18 protein-coding genes and 3 pseudogenes are annotated in these 20,054 nt (G+C 74.1%); 5 read left to right on the top strand and 16 right to left on the bottom strand.

From position 1 onward, the window contains the following. Nucleotides 1-47 precede the first annotated feature (47 nt). The 5 genes from ACSNOB_RS19525 to ACSNOB_RS19505 all read right to left on the bottom strand — a co-directional run bounded on the left by ACSNOB_RS19525 (nucleotide 48) and on the right by ACSNOB_RS19505 (nucleotide 6,117). Nucleotides 48-2,531: an ABC transporter permease gene (locus tag ACSNOB_RS19525; RefSeq protein ID WP_436687952.1), complete on the bottom strand. Its 2,484-nt coding sequence runs from the start codon at nucleotides 2,529-2,531 to the stop codon at nucleotides 48-50. After that, nucleotides 2,528-3,322 (bottom strand): ABC transporter ATP-binding protein, encoded by a 795-nt coding sequence (locus ACSNOB_RS19520; protein ID WP_436687951.1) that lies wholly within the window; start codon nucleotides 3,320-3,322, stop codon nucleotides 2,528-2,530. The genes ACSNOB_RS19525 and ACSNOB_RS19520 overlap by 4 nt, the downstream gene beginning before the upstream one ends. A 147-nt stretch (nucleotides 3,323-3,469) precedes the next feature. Further along, complete coding sequence (locus tag ACSNOB_RS19515; protein WP_436687950.1) at nucleotides 3,470-4,135, bottom strand: response regulator; 666 nt, start codon at nucleotides 4,133-4,135, stop codon at nucleotides 3,470-3,472. Further along, nucleotides 4,132-5,376, bottom strand: a complete 1,245-nt coding sequence (locus ACSNOB_RS19510; RefSeq protein ID WP_436687949.1) for a sensor histidine kinase — start codon at nucleotides 5,374-5,376, stop codon at nucleotides 4,132-4,134. Before ACSNOB_RS19510 ends, ACSNOB_RS19515 begins: the two co-directional genes overlap by 4 nt. Nucleotides 5,377-5,421: 45 nt before the next feature. Further along, nucleotides 5,422-6,117 carry a DUF305 domain-containing protein gene (locus ACSNOB_RS19505; protein ID WP_436687948.1) on the bottom strand — a complete coding sequence of 232 codons (696 nt, stop codon included), beginning with the start codon at nucleotides 6,115-6,117 and terminating at the stop codon, nucleotides 5,422-5,424. 138 nt (nucleotides 6,118-6,255) lie between these two features. On the opposite strand from ACSNOB_RS19505, the gene ACSNOB_RS19500 reads away from it, so the two are divergent. Both ACSNOB_RS19500 and ACSNOB_RS19495 read left to right on the top strand, forming a co-directional pair. Then, nucleotides 6,256-7,707: an LVIVD repeat-containing protein gene (locus ACSNOB_RS19500; RefSeq protein WP_436687947.1), complete on the top strand. Its 1,452-nt coding sequence runs from the start codon at nucleotides 6,256-6,258 to the stop codon at nucleotides 7,705-7,707. A 166-nt stretch (nucleotides 7,708-7,873) separates the two neighbouring features. Further along, nucleotides 7,874-8,113: pseudogene (locus ACSNOB_RS19495) on the top strand (IS5/IS1182 family transposase); the annotation flags it as partial. Here ACSNOB_RS19495 and ACSNOB_RS19490 read toward each other — a convergent pair. From ACSNOB_RS19490 to ACSNOB_RS19480, 3 genes are all read right to left on the bottom strand, one after another. After that, nucleotides 8,055-8,483: a DinB family protein gene (locus tag ACSNOB_RS19490; RefSeq protein ID WP_436687946.1), complete on the bottom strand. Its 429-nt coding sequence runs from the start codon at nucleotides 8,481-8,483 to the stop codon at nucleotides 8,055-8,057. The pseudogene ACSNOB_RS19495 and the gene ACSNOB_RS19490 overlap by 59 nt on opposite strands. Nucleotides 8,484-8,647: 164 nt before the next feature. Then, on the bottom strand, nucleotides 8,648-9,637 hold the full coding sequence (locus tag ACSNOB_RS19485; RefSeq protein ID WP_436687945.1) for a GNAT family N-acetyltransferase: 990 nt from the start codon (nucleotides 9,635-9,637) through the stop codon (nucleotides 8,648-8,650). Between the two features lie 22 nt (nucleotides 9,638-9,659). After that, complete coding sequence (locus ACSNOB_RS19480; RefSeq protein WP_436687944.1) at nucleotides 9,660-10,655, bottom strand: alcohol dehydrogenase catalytic domain-containing protein; 996 nt, start codon at nucleotides 10,653-10,655, stop codon at nucleotides 9,660-9,662. Nucleotides 10,656-10,779: 124 nt separating this feature from the next. Here ACSNOB_RS19480 and ACSNOB_RS19475 point away from each other — a divergent pair, with 124 nt between their 5' ends. Beyond that, nucleotides 10,780-11,268, top strand: coding sequence for an Lrp/AsnC family transcriptional regulator (locus tag ACSNOB_RS19475; RefSeq protein WP_436687943.1), 489 nt, complete (start codon nucleotides 10,780-10,782; stop codon nucleotides 11,266-11,268). A gap of 236 nt (nucleotides 11,269-11,504) precedes the next feature. Here ACSNOB_RS19475 and ACSNOB_RS19470 read toward each other — a convergent pair. From ACSNOB_RS19470 to ACSNOB_RS19460, 3 genes and pseudogenes are all read right to left on the bottom strand, one after another. Beyond that, a pseudogene (locus tag ACSNOB_RS19470) lies at nucleotides 11,505-11,911 on the bottom strand (IS5 family transposase); the annotation flags it as partial. A 166-nt stretch (nucleotides 11,912-12,077) separates the two neighbouring features. After that, complete coding sequence (locus ACSNOB_RS19465) at nucleotides 12,078-13,085, bottom strand: linear amide C-N hydrolase (RefSeq protein WP_436687942.1); 1,008 nt, start codon at nucleotides 13,083-13,085, stop codon at nucleotides 12,078-12,080. An 82-nt stretch (nucleotides 13,086-13,167) separates the two neighbouring features. Then, nucleotides 13,168-14,100, bottom strand: a complete 933-nt coding sequence (locus tag ACSNOB_RS19460; RefSeq protein WP_436687941.1) for a PfkB family carbohydrate kinase — start codon at nucleotides 14,098-14,100, stop codon at nucleotides 13,168-13,170. Nucleotides 14,101-14,296: 196 nt separating this feature from the next. On the opposite strand from ACSNOB_RS19460, the gene ACSNOB_RS19455 reads away from it, so the two are divergent. Both ACSNOB_RS19455 and ACSNOB_RS19450 read left to right on the top strand, forming a co-directional pair. Further along, nucleotides 14,297-15,028 carry a hypothetical protein gene (locus tag ACSNOB_RS19455; RefSeq protein WP_436687940.1) on the top strand — a complete coding sequence of 244 codons (732 nt, stop codon included), beginning with the start codon at nucleotides 14,297-14,299 and terminating at the stop codon, nucleotides 15,026-15,028. Further along, nucleotides 15,021-15,365 (top strand): winged helix-turn-helix domain-containing protein, encoded by a 345-nt coding sequence (locus tag ACSNOB_RS19450; RefSeq protein WP_436687939.1) that lies wholly within the window; start codon nucleotides 15,021-15,023, stop codon nucleotides 15,363-15,365. Before ACSNOB_RS19455 ends, ACSNOB_RS19450 begins: the two co-directional genes overlap by 8 nt. Nucleotides 15,366-15,458: 93 nt before the next feature. Here ACSNOB_RS19450 and ACSNOB_RS19445 read toward each other — a convergent pair whose 3' ends face one another. The 5 genes and pseudogenes from ACSNOB_RS19445 to ACSNOB_RS19425 all read right to left on the bottom strand — a co-directional run. After that, nucleotides 15,459-16,289, bottom strand: a complete 831-nt coding sequence (locus tag ACSNOB_RS19445; protein WP_436687938.1) for a MerR family transcriptional regulator — start codon at nucleotides 16,287-16,289, stop codon at nucleotides 15,459-15,461. 56 nt (nucleotides 16,290-16,345) lie between these two features. Beyond that, nucleotides 16,346-17,956, bottom strand: a complete 1,611-nt coding sequence (locus ACSNOB_RS19440) for an asparagine synthetase B family protein (RefSeq protein ID WP_436687937.1) — start codon at nucleotides 17,954-17,956, stop codon at nucleotides 16,346-16,348. 4 nt (nucleotides 17,957-17,960) lie between these two features. Further along, on the bottom strand, nucleotides 17,961-18,923 hold the full coding sequence (locus ACSNOB_RS19435) for a DUF5715 family protein (protein WP_436687936.1): 963 nt from the start codon (nucleotides 18,921-18,923) through the stop codon (nucleotides 17,961-17,963). Between the two features lie 142 nt (nucleotides 18,924-19,065). Then, nucleotides 19,066-19,860: an isocitrate lyase/PEP mutase family protein gene (locus ACSNOB_RS19430; RefSeq protein WP_436687935.1), complete on the bottom strand. Its 795-nt coding sequence runs from the start codon at nucleotides 19,858-19,860 to the stop codon at nucleotides 19,066-19,068. Then, nucleotides 19,857-20,054, bottom strand: a pseudogene (locus tag ACSNOB_RS19425) (cytochrome P450); the annotation flags it as partial. The gene ACSNOB_RS19430 and the pseudogene ACSNOB_RS19425, both read right to left, overlap by 4 nt.

Genomic DNA, 20,054 nt, shown 5'->3' with positions numbered 1-20,054 from the left:
GGCCGGTCCCGCCACCCGCGAAGGGCGACGGGACCGGCCGGCGGATGTCACTGGTCGCCGAGCGCCTCGACCACCGGCCGGGCGAGCGCCCGGCGGGCCGGCAGCACCGAGGCGACCAGGGCGGCCACCACGGCGACCCCGAGGATCAGCCCGAGCTGACCCAGCGGCAGCACCACGGCGAAGTCTCCGCTGATCCGGGCCAGCAGGGCCATCGCGGCCGCGCTGACGCTGGTGCCGAGGCCGACCCCCAGCAGCGCGCCGACCAGCGCCACCAGCACCGCCTCGACGGCCAGCATGGCCCGCATCCGGCCCCGGGTCAGCCCGACCGCCCGCAGCACGGCGTTCTCCCGGGTCCGCTCGACCACCGACAGGCTCAACGTGTTCGCCACCCCGACCAACGCGATCACCACGGCCAGACCGAGCAGCGCGGTGACGAACGCGAGCAGCATGTCGACCGTGCTGGTGAGCATCTTCTTGTACGCCCCCTGGTCCATCAGGTTGGCCGTCGGATAGCGCGCGACCACCTCCTCGATGGCCGCCCGGGCCTGGTCGGCGGTGACGCCGTCGGCGGGGTCGATCTCGGCCAGGTGGCCCCGCTCCGCGGGGAAGAGCGCGGTGAAGTCCGCGTCCACCACGTCGATGACGTGACCGGCCGGGACGGAGCTGCCGGCCAGGGCCGGCCCGTCGTCGGTGACGATGGCGGCCACCCGGAACGAGCGCCCCCGCACGGTGACGGTGGAGTCGGTCGTCCAGCCCCGCGCCTGCGCCAACTCCCGGTGCACGAGCACCGACCCGGGGGCGAGCCGGTCGACGTCGCCGGCCACGACCCCGGTCAGCGTCCGGCCGACCAGGGCGGGATGGGCGGCCCGGACCTCGACGTCGGCGGTGACGGCACTGCGCTGCTCGTGCACCACCGCCAGCTCGGGCCGGGCGCGCAGCTCGCCGACGAGCGGCGCGGGCAGGTCCCCGGCGACCCCGGTGACCAGCCAGTCGACCCCGATCTCGGCGTCCACGCTGCGCTCGATGCCGTCCTTGGTGCTGCGCGCGCCCACCACGAACGCCGACACCAGCCCGATGCCGATGACCAGGGCGGTCGCGGTCGCCGCGATCCGGCGCGGGTTGCGCACGGCGTTGGCCACGGCCAGGCCGGCGGTGGCGCCGAACAGCTTGCGGGCGGGCCAGCCCAGCACCCGCACCAGCGCCGGGACGAGCACCGGCCCGAACAGCACGATGCCGAAGAAGGTCAGCACCCCGCCGAGCGCCACCAGCACCACCTGGACGGCGAACGCGGCGCCGACCAGCGCGGTGACCCCGGCGGCGAAGACCAGCGCACCGGCGGCGAGCCGGAACCGGCCGGCGCCGCGGGCGGGCTGGACCGCCGCGTCGGTGAGCGCGGCGACCGGCGGCACCCGGGTGCCCCGCCACGCGGGCAGCAGGGCGGCACCCACCGTGATCGCCGTACCCAGCAGCAGGCTGAGCAGCACGGTCGAGGCGGTGAGGGTGAGCCCGCCGGAGACCGGCGCGTCCAGCCGCGTCATGAGCTTGTTCATGCCGCCGGCCAGCGCGACGCCCAGCAGCACGCCGACCGCGGAGGCGACCGCGCCGATCACGGCGGACTCCAGCAGCGCCGCCCGGAACAGCTGCCCCCGGGTCGCGCCGACCAGCCGCAGCAGCGCCGTGCGCCGGGTCCGCTGGGCGAGCACGATGGCGAAGGTGTTGGCGATGACGAACCCGGCGACCACCACCGCGACCCCGGCGAAGGTCAGCAGCACCATGTTGAACTGCTCCAGGTTGCGGACCGCGTCCTCGACCGCGTCGTCGAGGATGCGCTGGCGCGTCTTGACGGTCGCGCCGGCTCCGGCGGTCTCGGCGACCCGGTCGGCCAGCGCCGCGTCCGCGACCCCGGGACGGGCGGCCACCATGATCCGGTCGTAGCCGCGCTGCCCGGTCACGGCGAGGGCGTCCGCGCCGACCAGGCCGATGAACGGGCCACCGACGTCGCGGGAGGTGTCGGCCACGTCGACCGTGCCGACCAGGGTGTACGGGCGGGCCGCTCCCTGACTGCCGCCGACGCGTACCGGCCCGCCGAGGGTGAAGCCCTCCTCGGCGACGGTGGGCGCGTCCAGCACCACCTCGCCGGGGCGGTCGGGCAGCCGCCCGGCCACCACGTCGTACGAGCGCAGCGCCGGGTCGACGGGGACCGCGGCGAGCACGGCGTAGCCGAGCACGGGGCGGTCGTCGGCGCCGACGATCCCGCCGGAGCCCAGCAGCTCCCCCTCGGCGGCGGCGACCCCGTCGAGCGCGCGTACCCGGTCGACCAGCGCGGCCGGCAGCGGGTCCTTCGTGGCGGAGTACACGGCGAGGTCGGTGTGCCGGTCGAACGTGCCCGCCCGGTCGTACGCGCCGGCGCGCATCCCGTCGACGAAGATCAGCGTGCCGGCGATGAAGGCGACGCCGAGCACGATGGCCAGGGAGGAGAGGAGCAGGCGCACCGCCTCGGCGCGGAGCTGGCGCAGGGTCAGCCGGATCACCGGGTCACCACCGCGTGTCCGCCGGCCGGCACGCGCGCCGGGTCGAGGCCGGCGAGGGTGTCCAGCACCCGCTCGGGGGTCGGCGCGGTGAGGTCCCGCACGGGCCGGCCGTCGGCGAGGAAGACCACCCGGTCGGCGTGCCCGGCGGCCAGCGGGTCGTGGGTAACCATGATCACGGTCTGACCGAGGGCGTCGACGGCCTCGCGGAGCAGGCGCAGCACCTCCGCGCCGGAGCGCGAGTCGAGGTTGCCGGTCGGCTCGTCGGCGAAGATCACCCACGGCTTGGTGATCAGCGCGCGGGCGACCGCCACCCGCTGTTGCTGGCCGCCGGAGAGCTCGGCGGGCCGGTGGCGCAGCCGGTCGGCGAGCCCCACCGCGGCGACGACCTGGCGCAGCCAGGCCGCCTCCGGCCGGCGGCCGGCGATAGCCAGCGGCAGCACGATGTTCTCCTCGGCGGTCAGCGCCGGCAGCAGGTTGAACTTCTGGAACACGAAGCCGACCCGGTCGCGGCGCAGCAGGGTGAGCCGCTTGTCGTCGAGCCGGGAGAGGTCGGCGTCGCCGATGCGCACGCTGCCCGCGGTGGGGCGGTCCAGGCCGGCGAGGCAGTGCATCAGGGTGGACTTGCCGGAGCCGGACGGGCCCATGATGGCGGTGAACCGGCCGGCGGCGAAGTCGACGTCGACGTCGTCGAGCGCGACGACGGCGGCCTGGCCGGCGCCGTACCGCTTGGACAGGCCGCGGGCGGTGACCGCGACGCCGGCGGTGGCGTGCGCGGGAGGTGCGACGGACACGTGGTGCTCCCCGTGGAGATCGTGACTGGGACGTCTCCGACGCTATGGGCGCGGCGGCCCGGGGGCGTCCACCCGCGCGCTCGACCTCGCTGCGACCAGGGGTGCCCCCGACGGGGCGGACCCGTACGACCTGGGTCGTACGCCGGCTCAGCCGCCGGGGGTGACGAGGCCGCTCTCGTAGGCCAGCACCACCGCCTGCACGCGGTCGCGGAGCTGGAGCTTGGCCAGGATCCGCCCGACGTGGGTCTTCACGGTCGCCTCGGCGACGTGCACCCGGGCGGCGATCTCGGCGTTGGAGAGCCCCTGCGCCACCAGCAGGAGGACCTCGCGCTCCCGCTCGGTGAGCTGGGCGAGGCGGGGGTCCTCGGCGGGGCCCGGGCCGAGCCGGCCGGCGAAGCGGTCGAGCAGCCGGCGGGTGATCGACGGGGCGACCACCGAGTCGCCCTGGGCGACCACCCGGATGGCGGCGAGCAGCTCCTCCGGCGGGACGTTCTTGAGCAGGAAGCCGCTGGCGCCGGCCTGCAACGCGGCGAACGCGTCCGCCTCGGTGTCGAAGGTGGTGAGCACCAGCACGCGGGGCGACCCGGCGGGCCGGTCCCGGCAGATCCGGCGGGTAGCCTCGACGCCGTCCATGGTCGGCATCCGGACGTCCATCACCACGACGTCGGCCTCGACGCGGGCCAGCACCCGCAGCGCGTCCGCGCCGTCGATCGCCTCGCCGACGACCTCCAGGTCGGGCTGGGAGTCCAGCACCATCCGGAAGCCGGCGCGGACCAGCGCCTGGTCGTCCACGATCACCACGCGGACCGTCATGCCGCGATCACCTCCGTCGTCCCGGGCGTCGACGGTAGCGGCAGCCGCGCCTCGACCTGCCAGCCCCCGGCCAGTCGCGGGCCGGCGGCCAGGCTGCCGTCGTACACGCTCACCCGCTCGCGCATGCCCACCAGCCCGTGCCCGCCGGACGGGGCGGGGCTGACCGGGGGCCGGCCGCGCCCGTCGTCGACCACCCGGACCACGACGGCGTCCCCGCCGTGGTGGAGGCCGACCTCGACGCCGGCGCCGACGCCGGCGTGCTTGAGCGCGTTGGTCAGCCCCTCCTGCACCACCCGGTAGAGGGTCAGCTCCAGCCCGGGTGGCAGCGGTGCCGGCTCGCCGGTGACCGTGTGGCGCACCCGCAGGCCGGCGGCGCGGAAGCGGTCGAGCAGGGCGGGCAGCTCGGCCAGCACCAGCCGGCGGTGCTCCGGGTCGGCGGTCACCCCGGCGTCGCCGGGCGCGACGGACGCGCCCGGGGCGGCCGCCGCGTCGGGCGGGTCCGCCTCGCGCAGTACGCCGACCAGCCGACGCATGTCCTCCAGCGCCTGCCGGCCGGTGTCGGCGACCACCTTCACCGCGTGCCGGGCGGTCTCCGGGTCCCGGTCGAGCATGAAGCGCGCCCCGTCGGCCTGCACGATCATGACAGCCATGCTGTGCGCCACCACGTCGTGCAGTTCGCGGGCGATGCGGGTGCGCTCCCCGGCGACGGCGGCGCGGGCCTCCGCCTCGCGTTCCCGCTCCAGGGTCGCGGCCCGCTCCTCCAGGCTGAGCACGTAGAGCCGGCGGGTCCGCACGTTCAGCCCGACCAGCCAGACCGCCCCGGTGACCAGCCCGAAGTAGATCGCGGTGGCCCACCAGGCGACGGCGCCCCGGGTCTGGACGGCGGCGAGCACCACCCCGACGGCGGCGGTGGCCCCGGCGAGGACGCCGTCGCGGAGCCGGTCGGCGTACTTCACGACGCTGTAGAGGGCGACCAGCACCGCGACGTCGAAGGCCAGCGGGCCCCAGGTGGCGGCCACCTGGATCAGCGCGAGCACCGCCACCGCGGCGGCGACCGCCGACGGGTGGGCGCGGCGGAACAGCAGCGCCACCGCCATCGCGACCCCGACCAGGGTGGCCTTCCACCCGCCGGGCTGGTTCACCACACCGGCGAGGCCGAGGAGCACCACCATCGCGGAGACGAGGACGTCGAAGGCGACGCTGCGCAGCGGGCGGCCGAAGATCGTGCGGTTCACGGTCACCCAGCGTACGTGCCGCGGGTGAGGTGCAGGCCGGCGCGCGCCGGGTCAGGAGGCCAGCAGGTCCCGCATCCGGTCGATCTCGACGGCCTGCTCGGTGGCGACGGAGTTGGCGAACTCGGACAGGGTGAGGTCGGCGCCGACCTTGAGCAGGTCGGTGGCCATCTGGACGGCGCCCCGGTGGTGCTCGCTCATCATCCGGACGAAGAGCCGGTCGAACTCGGCGCCCCGGGCGGCGGCGAGCTGGCGCATCGCCTCGGGCGACTGCATGCCCCGCATGCTGCCGTGGTCGTGCCCCGGCACGTCGGTGGAGAGCCCCCGGGCCTGCAGCCAGCCCCGCATCATGCCGATCTCCGGGCCCTGGCTGGCCCTGATCCGCTCGGCGAGGGCGCGCAGGTCCGGGTCGGCGGCGCGGTCCGGGGCCAGCTCGGCCATTTCCAGGGCCTGGGCGTGATGCGGGATCATCATCCGGACGAACCAGACGTCCATCGAGTTGTGCCGGGAGGTGGCGGCGCCGCGCAGCTCCTCGGCGGGGCGGACCGCGGCGGTCTCACCCGGTCGGCCCGGCACGATCACGGCGGGTCGGCCCGGATCGACCGGGGCCGGAGCCGACGCCGAGGCGGCGACCGGCTGCGCGGCGGGCGGGGTCGATTCCTCGCCGGACCGGGACAGGACCACGGCCCCGACCGACACCACGAGCACGGATGTGACGACGGCCAGGATCCGCGCGCGCCGGTTGGTCATGGGCCACTCCCGCCGGTAGAGGTCATGGCGATCGTATCCATTGACGGAGAGCCCGACATGTGACCCAGGTCACATCGATGACTCTCGTCGGACGGTAAGGTGTCGACAATCGTCACCCCCTTGCGAAGGGCCTCGCCGATGATCAGATTCCGCACCCCGCGGGCCCGACGGCTCACCACTGTGAGCATCGCCGCGGCCGGCCTCCTCCTCGCCAGTGTCGCCACCGCCCCGCCGGGGAATGCCGGGGTGGCGGCGCGCTTCGCCCCGTCCGGCACGGTGGACACCAACAACACCATCCCCGGCGTCGACGAGATCGTGAGCAGCCCCAACCTGCGGCAGGTCGCCAACCTGCCGAAGCAGGCCCCGCTGGACGCCACGAACAGCGACCTCGCCTTCCAGGGCCGCTACGCCTTCGCCGGCAACTACAACGGGTTCGTCATCTACGACATCTCGCGGCCGACCGCGCCGACCGTCGTGTCGCAGGTGTACTGCCCCGGGTCGCAGAACGACATCTCGGTCCACGGCGACCTGCTGTTCCTCTCCACCGACTCCCCCCGTAGCGACGACTCCTGCAACAGCGCCGGCGCGTCGGCGACGCTGAAGGAGTCCTGGGAGGGCATCAAGGTCTTCGACATCAGCGACAAGGCCAACCCGCGCTACGTCAAGGCGGTGGAGACGGCCTGCGGCTCGCACACGCACACGCTCGTGCCGGGGACGGACCGCAAGACGGTCTACCTGTACGTCTCCTCGTACAGCCCGCGGGCGGAGTTCCCCGACTGCCAGCCGCCGCACGACTCCATCTCCATCGTCAAGGTGCCGCTGAAGACGCCCACCGACGCGTCGGTCGTCGCCACGCCGAACCTCTTCCCCGACGGCGGGTACGAGGGCCGCACGGGCGGCTCGGCGACCACCGGCTGCCACGACATCACCGCCTACCCGGAGAAGAACCTCGCCGCCGGCGCCTGCATGGGTGACGGCATCCTGATGGACATCTCGGACCGCGAGGCCCCGCGGGTCATCCACCAGGTCCGGGACACGGTCAACTTCGCGTTCTGGCACTCGGCCACGTTCAACAACTCCGGCACGAAGGTGGTCTTCACCGACGAGCTCGGCGGCGGCGGCGCGGCCACCTGCAACGAGGCCATCGGCCCGAACCGGGGCGCGGACGCCATCTACGACATCACCGGCCGCGGTGACGCCCGCACGATGGTCTTCCGCAGCTACTACAAGATCCCCCGGGCCAACGCCGACACCGAGAACTGCGTGGCGCACAACGGCTCGCTGATCCCGGTGCTCGGGCGCGACATCATGGTCCAGGCGTGGTACCAGGGCGGCATCTCGGTCTGGGACTTCACCGACTCGGCCAACCCCAAGGAGATCGCGTTCTGGGAGCGGGGCCCGCTGTCGGCGGACCGGCTGACCGGCGGCGGTTCCTGGTCCGCGTACTACTACAACGGCTACATCTACTCCAACGACATGCAGAAGGGCTTCGACGTCCTGAAGCTGACCGACTGGCGGACCTGGACGGCGAACCTCGTCCGGTACCGCGAGCTGAACGTGCAGACGCAACCCAGCTACCTGAGCTGGTAGTCGCACACCGCGCCGACGGGCCCGGCCCCCACCTGCGGGGGCCGGGCCCGCCCACGTTCCGGGTGCGCCCGTCGCGATTCCGTCGCCGCTGCCGGCCGGCCAGGCGCCGGGCGGCGCGGCGGCTCACGGAGACCCCGTCGCGCGAGCTCACGGGTCCGACCAGGGCGAACGGCTACGCCGCTGGACGGCCGACGGGACGTGGGATCGGATCCTCGCCGCCGCGCAGGTGCATGACGACGGCACGCCGGTGCAGTGGACGATCAGCATCGACTCGTCGATCGTGCGGGCGCACCAGCATGCCGCTGGATCTGGCCCGGTTGCCGCCGGGGACGTCCTCGGCGCCGCCATCAGCCCTCGGCTGCGTGCTGGCCCGGGCGAGGTGCGCCGGCGTCCTGGAGGTGGTGTTCGACCTCGTGGACGAAGTTGGCGCACAGCTCGCCGATGGTCATGCGCGTGCCGTCGCTCCGGCGGCCGGTCCTGGACACCTGGTCAACGATTACCGCTTCGAGCGTGCTCGCCGCAGCGGCGGCCCATCGCCTCAGGTCGGCAGCCGCCTCTGCGGCCCGAACTGCCCAGTACGCGTGACGTACCGCCGCCTCGTCCTGGTCCCAGTTCTCGAACTGCGGATCCTCGAACGAGACCATCACGGCCAGTCGTGCCGGCAGCAGCCGGCAGAGGTCGCGGACGTGGCAGGCGTACTCCGTCGGTGACCAGGCCCGCGGTGCCGGCCGTTGGCAGGCCGCAGGGCCGGCGAGCACCGTTTCCCAGCCGAGCATCGCGGTGCGGAGGCGTCGGGCTGCTTCGTCAGGAGCGATGCTGCCTGCCTGGAAGCCGCACTCCGGGCAGCCGGACGTAACCACGATGGACCAGTTCCGGGACTCGCGTGGGGTCGGCTCCGGCGCGTTCCGGGGCCCGGAATCGCTGCTGTCGATGACTCCTCCTATCGCTGCGGGCGGTCGTCGTCCCATATCGCCGCGCTGATGCGCCAGCCGGCCCCGGTGCGCGCGAACTGGATCGACTTCATCCCGCCACCGCTGTGGGGGGCACCGTTCATGCGGCCCTCCTTGGCGTACCTCCCGAACCACTGGGCGATGTCGCCAAACAGGTCCAGCCGGCCCGACCGGGCTTCTTCCTGGAAGTCGGTGAGCGTGCCGTCGACGAGCATGGCTCGCCGCGGCTCGATGAAGGCGTCGACGTCGTACACTGCGGGTTCCATCCCGCACGTTCGGACGATGATGGCTCCGGGCAGCATGGCGTCGCGCAGTGCCGCCATTCGTTCGTCGACTCCGGATCCGGAGGTGAAGGCGTCGAAGTAGCAGCGGATGAGGGAGCGGATCTCCTCCTCGTCGCTGCGGGGCGTCGCCGGCGTGCGCCAGGCGTCCTCGGTCAACGCGAAGAGAAGCCGGGTGGCCCAGCCGCCCTTGAACCAGATGTCGTCGACCAGCCGCGCTTCCTGGGTGAATCCGAGGCGTCGCAGGAGCCGGGCCGAGGGGCCGTTGTCCTCGACGCACACCGCGGTGATGCGGTGGAGGCCCAGGTCCTCGATGCCGAGGCGCAGCATCTCGGCGGCGGCTTCGGCGGCGTACCCCCTGCCCTGATGGGCCCGCCCGAAGGCGAAGCCGAGCTCCCCCTGCCTGTGCTCGGCGCTGGCCCACTTCAGGAGGACCTCTCCGATCACGGTCTTTGTCTCGCGCAACTCGACGGCGAGCACCAGCCATCGACCCGGTTCGGTGAGGGTCGCCTGGTCCAGCTTCGCGGTGAGCGCGGCGTTCGTCGCCTCCCGGTCGCGGACGGGCCACGGGAGGAATCGTACGACCTCGGGATCGCCGTGGAACTCGAGCAGGTCGTCGAGGTCGTCAGCGCGGTGCGGCCGTAGCGCCAGCCGTGGCGTCAGGATCGGGTAGTCGGGCCGAAGGGCCTGGTGCGTCATGTGACTCCTCTGGTCGTGCTGGTCAAGGCCGGATCGCGACCTTGACTGCCTGGCGTGTGTCCATGGCCTGGTAGGCGGTGGCGACGGCATCGAGGGGGACCTCGGCCGAGAAGACGGGTGACGGGTCCAGCCGCTCGGCGAGGACGTCGGCAAGGAGGAGCTCCATGTGACGGCGGGCGGGGGCGACCCCCGCCCTCAGGGTGATGTTGTGGCGGAACAGCCGGTAGAGGTCAACCCGGTCCACGCCGTTGGGCACGCCGACGGAGCCGATCGTGCCGCCGGGCCGGACGAGGTCGATCGCGAGGTCGAGGGCGGACTGGGTTCCTGCGCATTCTGCGACACCCGGCACGCCACCCTCGGTCGCCTCCCGGATGAGGCCGACGGTCGCGGGGTCGCCCGCAGGAAGGACATCAGTCGCCCCCATACGTGTGGCGAGAGCGCTCCGGTCGGGGTGACGGCCGACGAGGATGATCCGTGCTGCTCCCGCGCGGCGCGCGGCGAGCGTCGCGCAGAGCCCGACGGCACCGTCGCCCAGGACGACGGCGGTCGCGCCCGGCCGGACTCCGGCCAGCGCGACGGCGTGGGTGCCGGTCGCCATCACGTCGGTCAGCGGCAGTAGTCGGCGCAGCAGCTCCGCGTCGGCGTCCGCAGGGACCGGGACGAGCGTCGCGTCGGCGAACGGCACGCGGACCGCCTCAGCCTGACCACCGCCGTTGCCGCCTCCCCAGAAGCCGCCGGCCGGGCAGGAGGTGAACCAACCGTCGCGGCATGCGGGGCAGGTTCCGTCGGCGAAGGCGAACGGGGCCAGGACGAGATCGCCCGGCCGGACACGAGCGACGTCCGCGCCGACCTCCTCGACGATCCCGACCCACTCGTGCCCCATGCGATCACCGGGAGTGAACGACTCCTGGCCCCGATAGGGCCAGAGATCGGAACCGCACACGGCCGCGAGGGACACTCTCACCACCGCGTCACCACGCTGCTCGATCATCGGGTCGGGGACGTCGATGACGTCCACCCAACCAGCCCCGTGCAGCACCGTCGCCTTCATGGTGGAAGACAGTAGGCTGCGGCAGATCCTTCGCCCATGCCCTTTCGACGGGATTTGCGGGCGACGGCCGTCGATAAGGAGCTGATTCCTCATGACAACCGGCAGATCGTCATCGTGGGATGCCGCTGATCTCGCGATCATCCGCGAGCTTTCCCGTGATGGCCGGATCAGCGTCGCCGAGCTGGGCCGCCGGGTGTCGCTGAGCCGCCCGGCGGTCGCCGAGCGGATGCGGCGCCTTGAGGACTCCGGCGTCATCAAGGGCTACGGGGCCGACCTCGACCTCGCCCGGCTCGGGCTGGGCCTGCGCGCCCATGTGTCCCTGCGCCCCCGGCACCGTTCCGTCCGCAACTCCCAGGGTGTGCGTGAGCAGTTGCTCACCATGGGGCACGTGCTCTCCTGCGTCCATGTCACCGGGCAGAACTGCTACGAGTTGACCGTCGCCGTCCGGGACGCAAAGCACCTGGAGCAGGTCATCGAGCGCCTCGCGCAGCTGGGCGACACCACCACCGGCATCGTGCTCTCCGAACCCGTACACCCGCGTGACGTCGACATCGCCGCATGGATCGCGCAGGACGGCTGAGTGACGCGCTGCTGTGGTCGAGTGCGTTGAGCGAGCGCCGTGCTTCCAGGCCGCCGGCGCCGTCCTTCACCGATGGCGTCGATGGGAGCCGACAGACGGAGGGCATCCAGCGGCCGGGTCGTCGTACCCGGATCGCTGGACGCCCTCCGCCTTCTCCTGTCCCGGGCTGCCTTCCAGCTCAGGGCTTCGTTTGAGGGCGTAGGCCCGGATGATGGTCTGGACGGTGCGGTTGCCCGCCGGGATCGGCCGATGGCCTCGCCAGCTTGCGCACCAGGCGTCGCCGCACTTGTCGGGGAGTCCCCTTTTTGCGGGCGCCAGCGGCATGCTGGTGCGCCCGCACGATCGACGAGTCGATGCTGATCGTCCACTGCACCGGCGTGCCGGCGTCACGCACCTGCGCGGCGGCGAGGATCCGATCCCACGTCCCGTCGGCCGCCCAGCGGCGTAGCCGTTCGTGGCAGGTCTTCCACGGCCCGAAGCGTTCCGGCAGGTCACGCCATGGCGCACCCGTGCGCAGCTTCCACAAGATCCCGTTGATGACCTGCCGGTGATCGCGCCACCGCCCCCGCGAACCACCAGGCTCCGGCGGCAACGGCGCGATCACCGCCCACGCCTCATCGGTGACTTCACCACGACGTACCACCGGCACATCGTCACCGCCCAACCACTACGAGATCGGCAGGACACGCCCTGGGCCGCCGTCGCGCGAGCGTGGGTGTCCGACGAAGGCCGCCGTCGCGCGAGCGTGCGTGCCCGATGGAGGGCGTCCTGGCGCCGGCCTGTCGCGGTCGCGCCCCGGAACGCGCGGGTCAGGTCACCGGGAGTTGGTAGCGCCGCTCGCCGCCGCCGGTCGCGGTGGTCAGCCGGACCTCGCCGCTGCGCAGGCCGTACGTGACCGACCAGCGGGTGTGCGATTGGCGTACGTCGTTGAGGATCTCGAACGCCGCCGGGGCGTCCACCGTGCCGCCCGTCCTGTCGAGCGCGGCGGCGATCACTCCGTAGCGGTGGTCGGCGCGGCGGCGCTGCTCGTCCACCCCGACGACGGGCACGTTGGTCAGCGCCCGCCAGTCGCCGCGTCCCCTGTCGACCGACATCTTCCCGTCGACGAACTCGACCACCGCGGAGGCCCCGGTCGCGTCGGCGAGCAGGTAGTGCAGGGGCGGCCCGTCGGTGAAGTCGAGGTTGTACCGCTCGAAGACGGCCACCGCCTCGTCCACCGTGGCCGCCTGGTCGAGCACCAGACGCTGGATGCGGACCGACCCGACGGTCGCCTTGCCCGGGTCGGCGACGGCCCGCGCGCCGTCGTCGGCGGCGAGCCCGATCGCGAGGCCCCGCTCGTTCATCCCGTCGAACGGCAGCAGCGGCGCGTTCAGCAGCCGCCGGTCGCCGGTCGGGTCGGAGCCCACCCCGAGGTAGGACATGTCCACCACGGAGATCGAGGCGTACCCCTGCGGAGGGTCGGTGCGCAGCACCAGCGCCGGGTTGGCGTCCCAGTCGAAGTTGCGGGCGAACAGCGGCCGGGCCGGGTCGCCGGTGGCGGCGAAGAGGGAGCAGCCGAACGCCTTGGCCGGGCGCGCGTCGGTGCCGACCGTCGCGTCGTACGCCCCGACGTAGGTCATCTCGTACAGCGGAAGGTCGTTCACCTTGCGCAGGCTGGCCAGGGTCTTCTCGACCTGGCCGGGGTCCTGCCGGGAGGCGCTCGGCGTGCCGGCCGGCGTCGCCGCCGCCGGCGACGCGGGCGGCCCGGGCTCCGCGCCGGAGCAGGCGGTCACAGCGAGCAGCAGGGCGACACCGGCGCCCAGGAGAGTCCTCCGCATATCCTCTGGACGCTAGGACAGGAATCGAGGGTTGTCCACCGGCCGATCGGCCGCTCCGCCGCGCGACCGGCGGCGGGGACGGTCAGCCGGAGGGGATCCGCGCGAGCTGCTCCCGGATCGCCTCGTCGGTCAGCGCCGGGCGGCCGCCCGGGTGGCCGACGGTGGCGCCGGCGGCCGCCACGGCGTAGCGGGCGACGCGGTCCCGGGGCTCACCGCGCAGCAGGCCGAGCGTCAACGCGGCGACGAACGCGTCTCCGGCGCCGGTGTCGTCCACGGTGGGCGTCTCGCTCAGCGGCAGGAACAACTCGCCGTCCGGCCAGACGAAGGCGTTGCCCTCCCCGGCCACCTCGATCGCCAGCAGGGACGGCCCGCGCCGCAGCAGCTTGCGCCCGGCGGCGAGGCCGCCCTCGGCGTCGCGCGGCGCGTCGCCGGTGATCAGCTCGGCCTCCTGCGCGTCGGCGCGCAGCACGTCGGCGAGGGCGAGCAGCTCGTCGGCGTCCGCCAGGTCGGTCGGGGCGCCGTCGAGCACGACCAGCCGGCCGGCCTCCCGGGCGGTCCGGGCCGCGACCAGGGCGGCCCGCGCCGGCTGCTGCAACTGCACCAGCACGGCCCGCGCCGCGCGCAGCGCGCCGGCGGCCCCCGCCACGTCGTCCGGGTCGAGCAGGGTGGCCTCGGGCAGGTCCTCCAGGTAGCGCCAGCGGGCGTCGGCGTCGACCACGTCGACGATGAGACCGGTCGGGGTGCCGGGCCGGCGCAGCACCCGCTCGACGTCGATCCCGTCGGCCCGCGCCTGCGCCAGCAGCCGCTCCCCCACCTCGTCGTCGCCGACCACGCCGAGCAGCCCGACCGACGCGCCGAGCTGGGCGAGCCCGACGGCCTGGTTGGCCCCCTTGCCGCCGAGCAGCTCGCGGCGGCGGCGCACCGGCACGCTGCCGCCGGCCTCCGGCACCTCGTCGACCAGCAGCACCAGGTCCCGGGCCACCTGCCCGACCACCATCACGTCCAGTCCCGTCATGGCTCTGGTGTTACCCCGGGCGGCGCGGCGCAGTCCTCGGCTCGCTCCCGGCCGGCCCGTTCGGCCATTGGCTCCCGGCCGATACGGACCTCCTTCCGGCCACCGACTCCCAGCGGTACGACCTTGTGGACGGTCGATCCCACCCCTAGGCTTTGCGATGCAAAGTATCTCACTGACGCAGAGCGAGGAGGTCCCGATGGACCGCGACCCCACCACCGAGGCCGGACGAACCCTCGCCGAACTCGACCGGCTCCGCGCCCGCACCTCCCGGCGGGCACACGGCGGCGTCTGGCTGCCCGCCGCCGGCATCGCCGCGCTGCTGCTCGCGAGCATCGCCCTCTACCGGGAGCCCTTCGCCCAACCGGCCTCGATCGAGGCGGACCACCCCTTCTGGGCGGGGCTGCCGGATCAGCAGCGGAATCCGGTGCTCTCCTACGTCTTCTGGCTCGCCGGGTTCCCGCTGCTGTTCGCCGGCACGGCGTTGTGGTACCGCTGGCGCGCCCACCGGCTCGGCGTACGCGTGGCGTGGCCGGCCTTCGTCGCCGCCGGGCTCGGCCTGTTGGCCCTGCTCGCCGTGGTGGCGGCCGTGCCCACCGGTCCTGTCCCGGAGGGTCTCGCCGTCGCGCGGAACCCCTACTGGGCCGGGCTGCTGACCCCGTTGCTGCCGCTCACGGCGTCTGTCGTCGTGCTGGGCTGGGCCGAGCGCAGCCGCGGCCTCGTCGCCGCCGGGGCCTGGATGGCGGTGCTCGCCGGCTGGCTCTGCACGACCTACCCCCTGGGCTCGGTGCCGGGCTGGGCCGTCGGGGGCGACTCCCTCGGCGGCCAGTTGTCGCTGCGACCAGGCCACTATCTTGTCCTGATGGCCCTGCCGATCCTCGCCGTCGCCACCGTCCGCCTCGCGTCGACCCGCCGGGGCCCCGGTGCCTGACCAGGAGGAACCGCACCCGGCGACCGTCCTCGACGACGTCGTTCACCAGCGGGTACGGCTCGGCATCCTCACCGTGCTGAGCGAGACCCACGAGTGCCGGTTCGCCACCCTGCGCGACGAGCTCGGGCTGACGGATGGCAACCTCAACCGGCACCTGCGGATCCTGGAGCAGGCCGAGCTGCTCCAGGTGATCAAGGGGTACGAGGGCCGCCGGCCGTGCACCTGGCTGCGCCTGACCCGACGGGGCCGCTCGGCGCTGCGCGCGGAGGTCGCCGCGCTGGAGCAACTGGTCGGCCGGATCCGGGCCGCCACGGACCGGACGGACCCTGGCTCCTGACCGCCGCCAGCGGCCGCCGGCCCACGAAGCGGGCTCCCCGCGCCGGATGCCGGTACGCCGCCGGGGCGGACCGGCACCGCGCCCGGTCGACGCTCAGGCCGGGCGGACCGGCAGTTGCAGCTCGGTGACGCCGTTCTCCGGGTCGTCCTGGCAGTAGTCGAGGTATACCTCGCGGGCGAAGCCGTCCGCCCGGTAGCCGTGCTCCTCGATCCAGCGGGCCAGCACCGCCATGCTCCGCTCGACCTCGTCCATCGGGCCGCGGTGCACGATCGTCGCCGCGGCGTCCACTGCGGGCAGGTCGACCACGGCGAAGTCGGCCGCCGTATCGGGACCGGCCGCCACGGTCACCCCGGCGTGCACGACGACCGCCTCTGCGTCGGTCTCCCCCGCCGGGGCGTACCAGGCGATTCCCGGCCCGCTCGGCGTGACCCCGGCGGCGGCCAGCCGGCGGAACAGCTCGGGATAGAGCGGCTGGATCACCGGGCCGATGTCGGGCGTCTCGTAGCTGCGGGCGGTGGCGCTCAGCTCGGCCAGGCGGACCGGCGGGAGCTGCTTGAGTACGACGTCCTCGGTGGTCATCTGACCCTCCGTCTCGATCATCCGGAGCCGCGCCCCGATCCCGGCGAGCCGGGCGGTGTCCGCCGCCACCTGCGCCTCCAGTTGCGACCGGCGCAGCCGCAACATGCCGCGCAGCTCGGCGACGTCGAGGACGTCGTCCAGGATGGCCTGGACCTGGGCCAGGGTGAAGCCCAGCTCCTTGAGGGCGATCACCCGGTTGAGCCGGCGCAGCTGGTCGGCGGCGTAGTAGCGGTAGCCGGTGTGCGGGTCGACCGAGGCCGGGCGGAGCAGTCCGATGCTGTCGTAGTGGCGCAGCATCCGCACCGACACCCGGCCCAGTCGGGCGAAGTCTCCGATACTGAACATGGCCCCCCTACGGTCGACGGTGACACCGTGTCAGAGTCAACCCCGAGGGCGTCACCTCACCCCGGCAGCGGCGCCTCGTCGCCCCGGGTGCGGCGCGGGCCGACCAGCCGGCGCACCATCGGCGCGGCGTTCCACCTGGCCGCGCCCACCAGGTCGCGGGCGTGCTCCAGCACCGTGTAGTCGGGCCGGGCCCGGCCGGCCGCCAGCGCCCGGTCGAGGTCGTTGTCGCAGCGGGTCAGCACGCTGTCGAAGTCGCGGCGGACCGGTTCGAGCAGGTGGTAGCCGAACGAGCGGTGCAGCCGGGCGAAGAGCGGCCGGTACAACCGGGCGCGCTCGTGCAGCCCCGACGAGTACGACATCGGGTTCTTCGGCCGACGGCGGACGTAGTCGGGCAGCAGGTCGGCGAAGGCCCGGCGGACGATCCACTTCTCCTGCCCCTCGCGCATCTTCAGCCCGATCGGCAGCCGCATCGCCAACTCCACCAGGCTCAGGTCGAGGAACGGCACGCGGGCCTCCACCCCGTACCCCATGCTGGTCCGGTCGACGCGCTGCAACTCCGTACGGCAGAGGTTGCGGATCTTGTGCAGGAAGAGCCGGCGGGACGCCTCGGGGCCGACCTCGTGGTACATCGGGTAGCCGCCGAACAGCTCGTCCGAGCCGTCCCCGGTGAGCACCACCTTGACGCCCAGCTCGTGCAGCCGACGAAAGAGCGGCACGGAGACCACGGCGTTGATGATGTCGCCGTACTCGGTCAGCTCCGAGATCCGGATGGCCTCCCGGATGTCGGCCAGCCGGATGTCGCGCGGGCGCAGCTCCACCACCTCGTGCGGCACCCCGAGGTCCCGCGCCAACCGCCGCGCGTACGCCACGTCGGGGCTCTCCGGCACCCCGACCGTGACCGCGATGCAGTCGGGGTGCATCTCGCGTACGTGCAGCAGGGCCAGCGAGCTGTCCAGCCCGCCGGAGAGCACCACCCCGACGGTCAGGTCGGTGTCCACCCGCATCCGGATGCTGTCGGTGAGGGCGGCACGGACGAGCAGGGCGGCCTCGTCCGGGTCGTCCACCACCGGCAGCCCGTCGCCGAGGGCGAGCAGGTCGACGTACGCGCGCAGCCGGACCTGCCCGTCCGGCTCGGCCCAGCCGTGGTGCCCGGGCGGCACCTCGGCGATCGGGGCGCCGTGCCCGACCAGCGCCTTCACCTCGCTGGCGACGTGCAGGCAGCCGGGCGTGCGGGCCCAGTAGAGGGGCTTCACGCCGAGTGGGTCCCGGACCAGGTAGGCCCGGCCCGTGGCCCGTTCCACGACCGCGAAGGCGTACTCGCCGCGCAGCCGGGTGACGATGCCCTCGCCCCACCGCAGGAACGCCTCGAGCACCACCTCGGTGTCGCCGGCGGTGCGGAAGCGGTGTCCGAGCCGCACCAGTTCGGCGCGCAGCTCGTGGTGGTTGAAGACCTCGCCGTTGTAGCAGAGCAGCCACCGCTCGTCGGCGGAGGTCCAGGGCTGCACGGCCCGGTCCCGATCCACCACCCGCAGCCGGCGGGTGCCGGTCAGCAGGCCGTTCTCGTAGCGGGTCTCGGTGACCTCGCCGCGCGGGACGAGGGTGGCGAGCATCCGCCGGAAGGTCGTCGGGTCGGCCTCGGGGCCGAGGCTCAACGCGATGCCGCACATCGGCTCAGACCCCCATCTCGGCTTCGTACGCGCGGCGCAGCCGCCGGCTCGCGCTCGGGGCGAGGCACAGGTGCCAGGCCTGCCCCTCGTCGACCACGTTGACCTCCCCGGCGCGCTGCCGGGCCAGCAACAGCTCGGCGAGGGTGTCCCGGACGCCGAAGCGGCCGAACCACTCCAGCTCGACGTCGACCGCCCAGCCCAGGCAGTGGCCGCTGGGCACCATGGCGGCGTACCCGAGGCGGCGCAGCCGGTGCTGGTGCTCGGCGCTGCGGACCAGGCTGGTCACCCACAGCGGCGGGGTGGCCGGCGGGGTGGTGGCGGCGAACTCCCGGCCGATGTCGTTGAGCAGCGCCACGACCTCCCGCCGGGCCCGCCGGAACCGCAGCCCGGCGGTGCGGGGCGTGGCGTGCGGCCGCAGCCGGCGCCCGACGGCCCGCATCCCCCGCCCGAGCAGCGTCTTCGGCTGCTCGGTGTAGCGGAAGCGGAGCAGGTCGCGGCGGCGCAGCCACTCCAGGTCCACCAGGTCCGGACTGGCGTCGACCTGGGCGTCGGTGAGGAAGGTCGGGGCGTGGCGCCACCACATCACGTCGACGCGGGAGAGCAGGTAGATCCGGACCAGCGCGGTGAGGTCGGCGGCGGAGCTGCGCGCGTTGGGCTGGTAGCGGGCCATCTCCAGCAGCAGCGTCTCGCGGGCGCCGATCAGCCCCTGTGGGGTGGCGTCGAGCACCGCGGCGATCGCGGGCTCGCGCAGCCGGTCGTCGATCAGCACCTGCCGGGCTGCCGTGCACGACGCCCCGGCCAGGGCGCCGACCTCGACCAGCAGGTCGGCGACGGCCGCCCGGTAGGCGTCGAGGTCCGGCGCGGTGGCGGCACGGGGCGGGGTGCCGGGCACGCGTCGGCGCGTGCGGGCGGCGGGAGTGACGGAGGGGCCGGGCTGCTGTCCCGGACTTCGGCTGGGCACTCGCATGGTCGGGTCCTCTCTCCCGTCACGACATCACTGTGTGCATCGCCCCTGGGGCACACCGTAATCAGGCGGGACGGGATGAGTCCGAACAATCCTCTTATCTCCTCCTAAGGGGCCGCGCGAAGGCGCCGCCGGGCACGAACCGCTACGGCCGGGACTCCCCGCTCAACCGCTGCACCCCGGCGTACGAGGGCGGTTCCGGATGGAGCGCGGCACCCGACCGGACGGCGTCCAGGGCGTCCAGGGCGGCACCGAGCGCGACCCGGAACAGCAGCGAGCCCGTGCTCACCCGCGCCACGCCGAGCGCCCGCAGCTCGTCGAGGGTGGGCCCGCCGGGCTGGTGCAGCACGTTCAGCGGCGCGTCGATCCCGGCGACGAGGGCGGCGATCGTGCCGGCGTCCGGCGCCTGCGGCACGAAGATCCCGTCGGCGCCGGCGTTCCGGTACTGGCGGGCGCGGCGCAGGGTCTCCGGCAGCGGGTCGGGCACGCCGAGCCACCACGTGTCGGTGCGGGCGTTGACGAACAGGTCCGGCACCGCGGCCTTGACGGCGGCCACCTTGGCCGCGGCCAGCTCCGGCGGGTCGAGGGCGCCGTCGCCGCGGCCGTCCTCGATGTTGATCCCGACGACCCCGAGCGCCGCCAGCTCGGCGGCCAGGTCGGCGACGGCCGCCGGGTCGTCGGCGCAGCCCGCCTCCACGTCGACGGTCAGCAGCACCGGGAGCCCGCGCAGCGCGCGGGCCAGCCGGACGTTCTCCGCCCGGGTCGCCGCCGCCGCGTCCGGCAGGCCGGCGGCCGCCGCGACCCCCAGGCTGGTGGTGCCGACGGCGCGGTACCCCCGCGCGGCGTACGCGGCGGCGCTGGCGTGGTCCCAGGCGTTGGGCAACAGCAGCGGCCGGCCGGTGTGGTGCAGGGCGTGGAAGGCGGCGCAGCGTTCGTTCATCGGTTCTCCACCTCGATCTTCGTGGGGACGCGCAGCAGCGCGTGTGGTTCGTGGGGCACCGGGGCGGGCACGGTCCGGCAGCGGTGGCGCAGCACCTGCACCACCCCGGCGGCCAGGGCCAGCGCGTGCCGCTCGCCGGGGCAGCCGCGCGGTCCCGCGCCGAAGGTCAGGGCCGCGCCCGGCCGGCCGGGCGC

The sequence above is a fragment of the Micromonospora sp. URMC 106 genome (assembly GCF_051386395.1).
GTDB lineage: Bacteria > Actinomycetota > Actinomycetes > Mycobacteriales > Micromonosporaceae > Micromonospora.
Note: the sequence above shows the minus strand (reverse complement) of the source record. Positions and strands in the feature narration are given on the sequence as shown.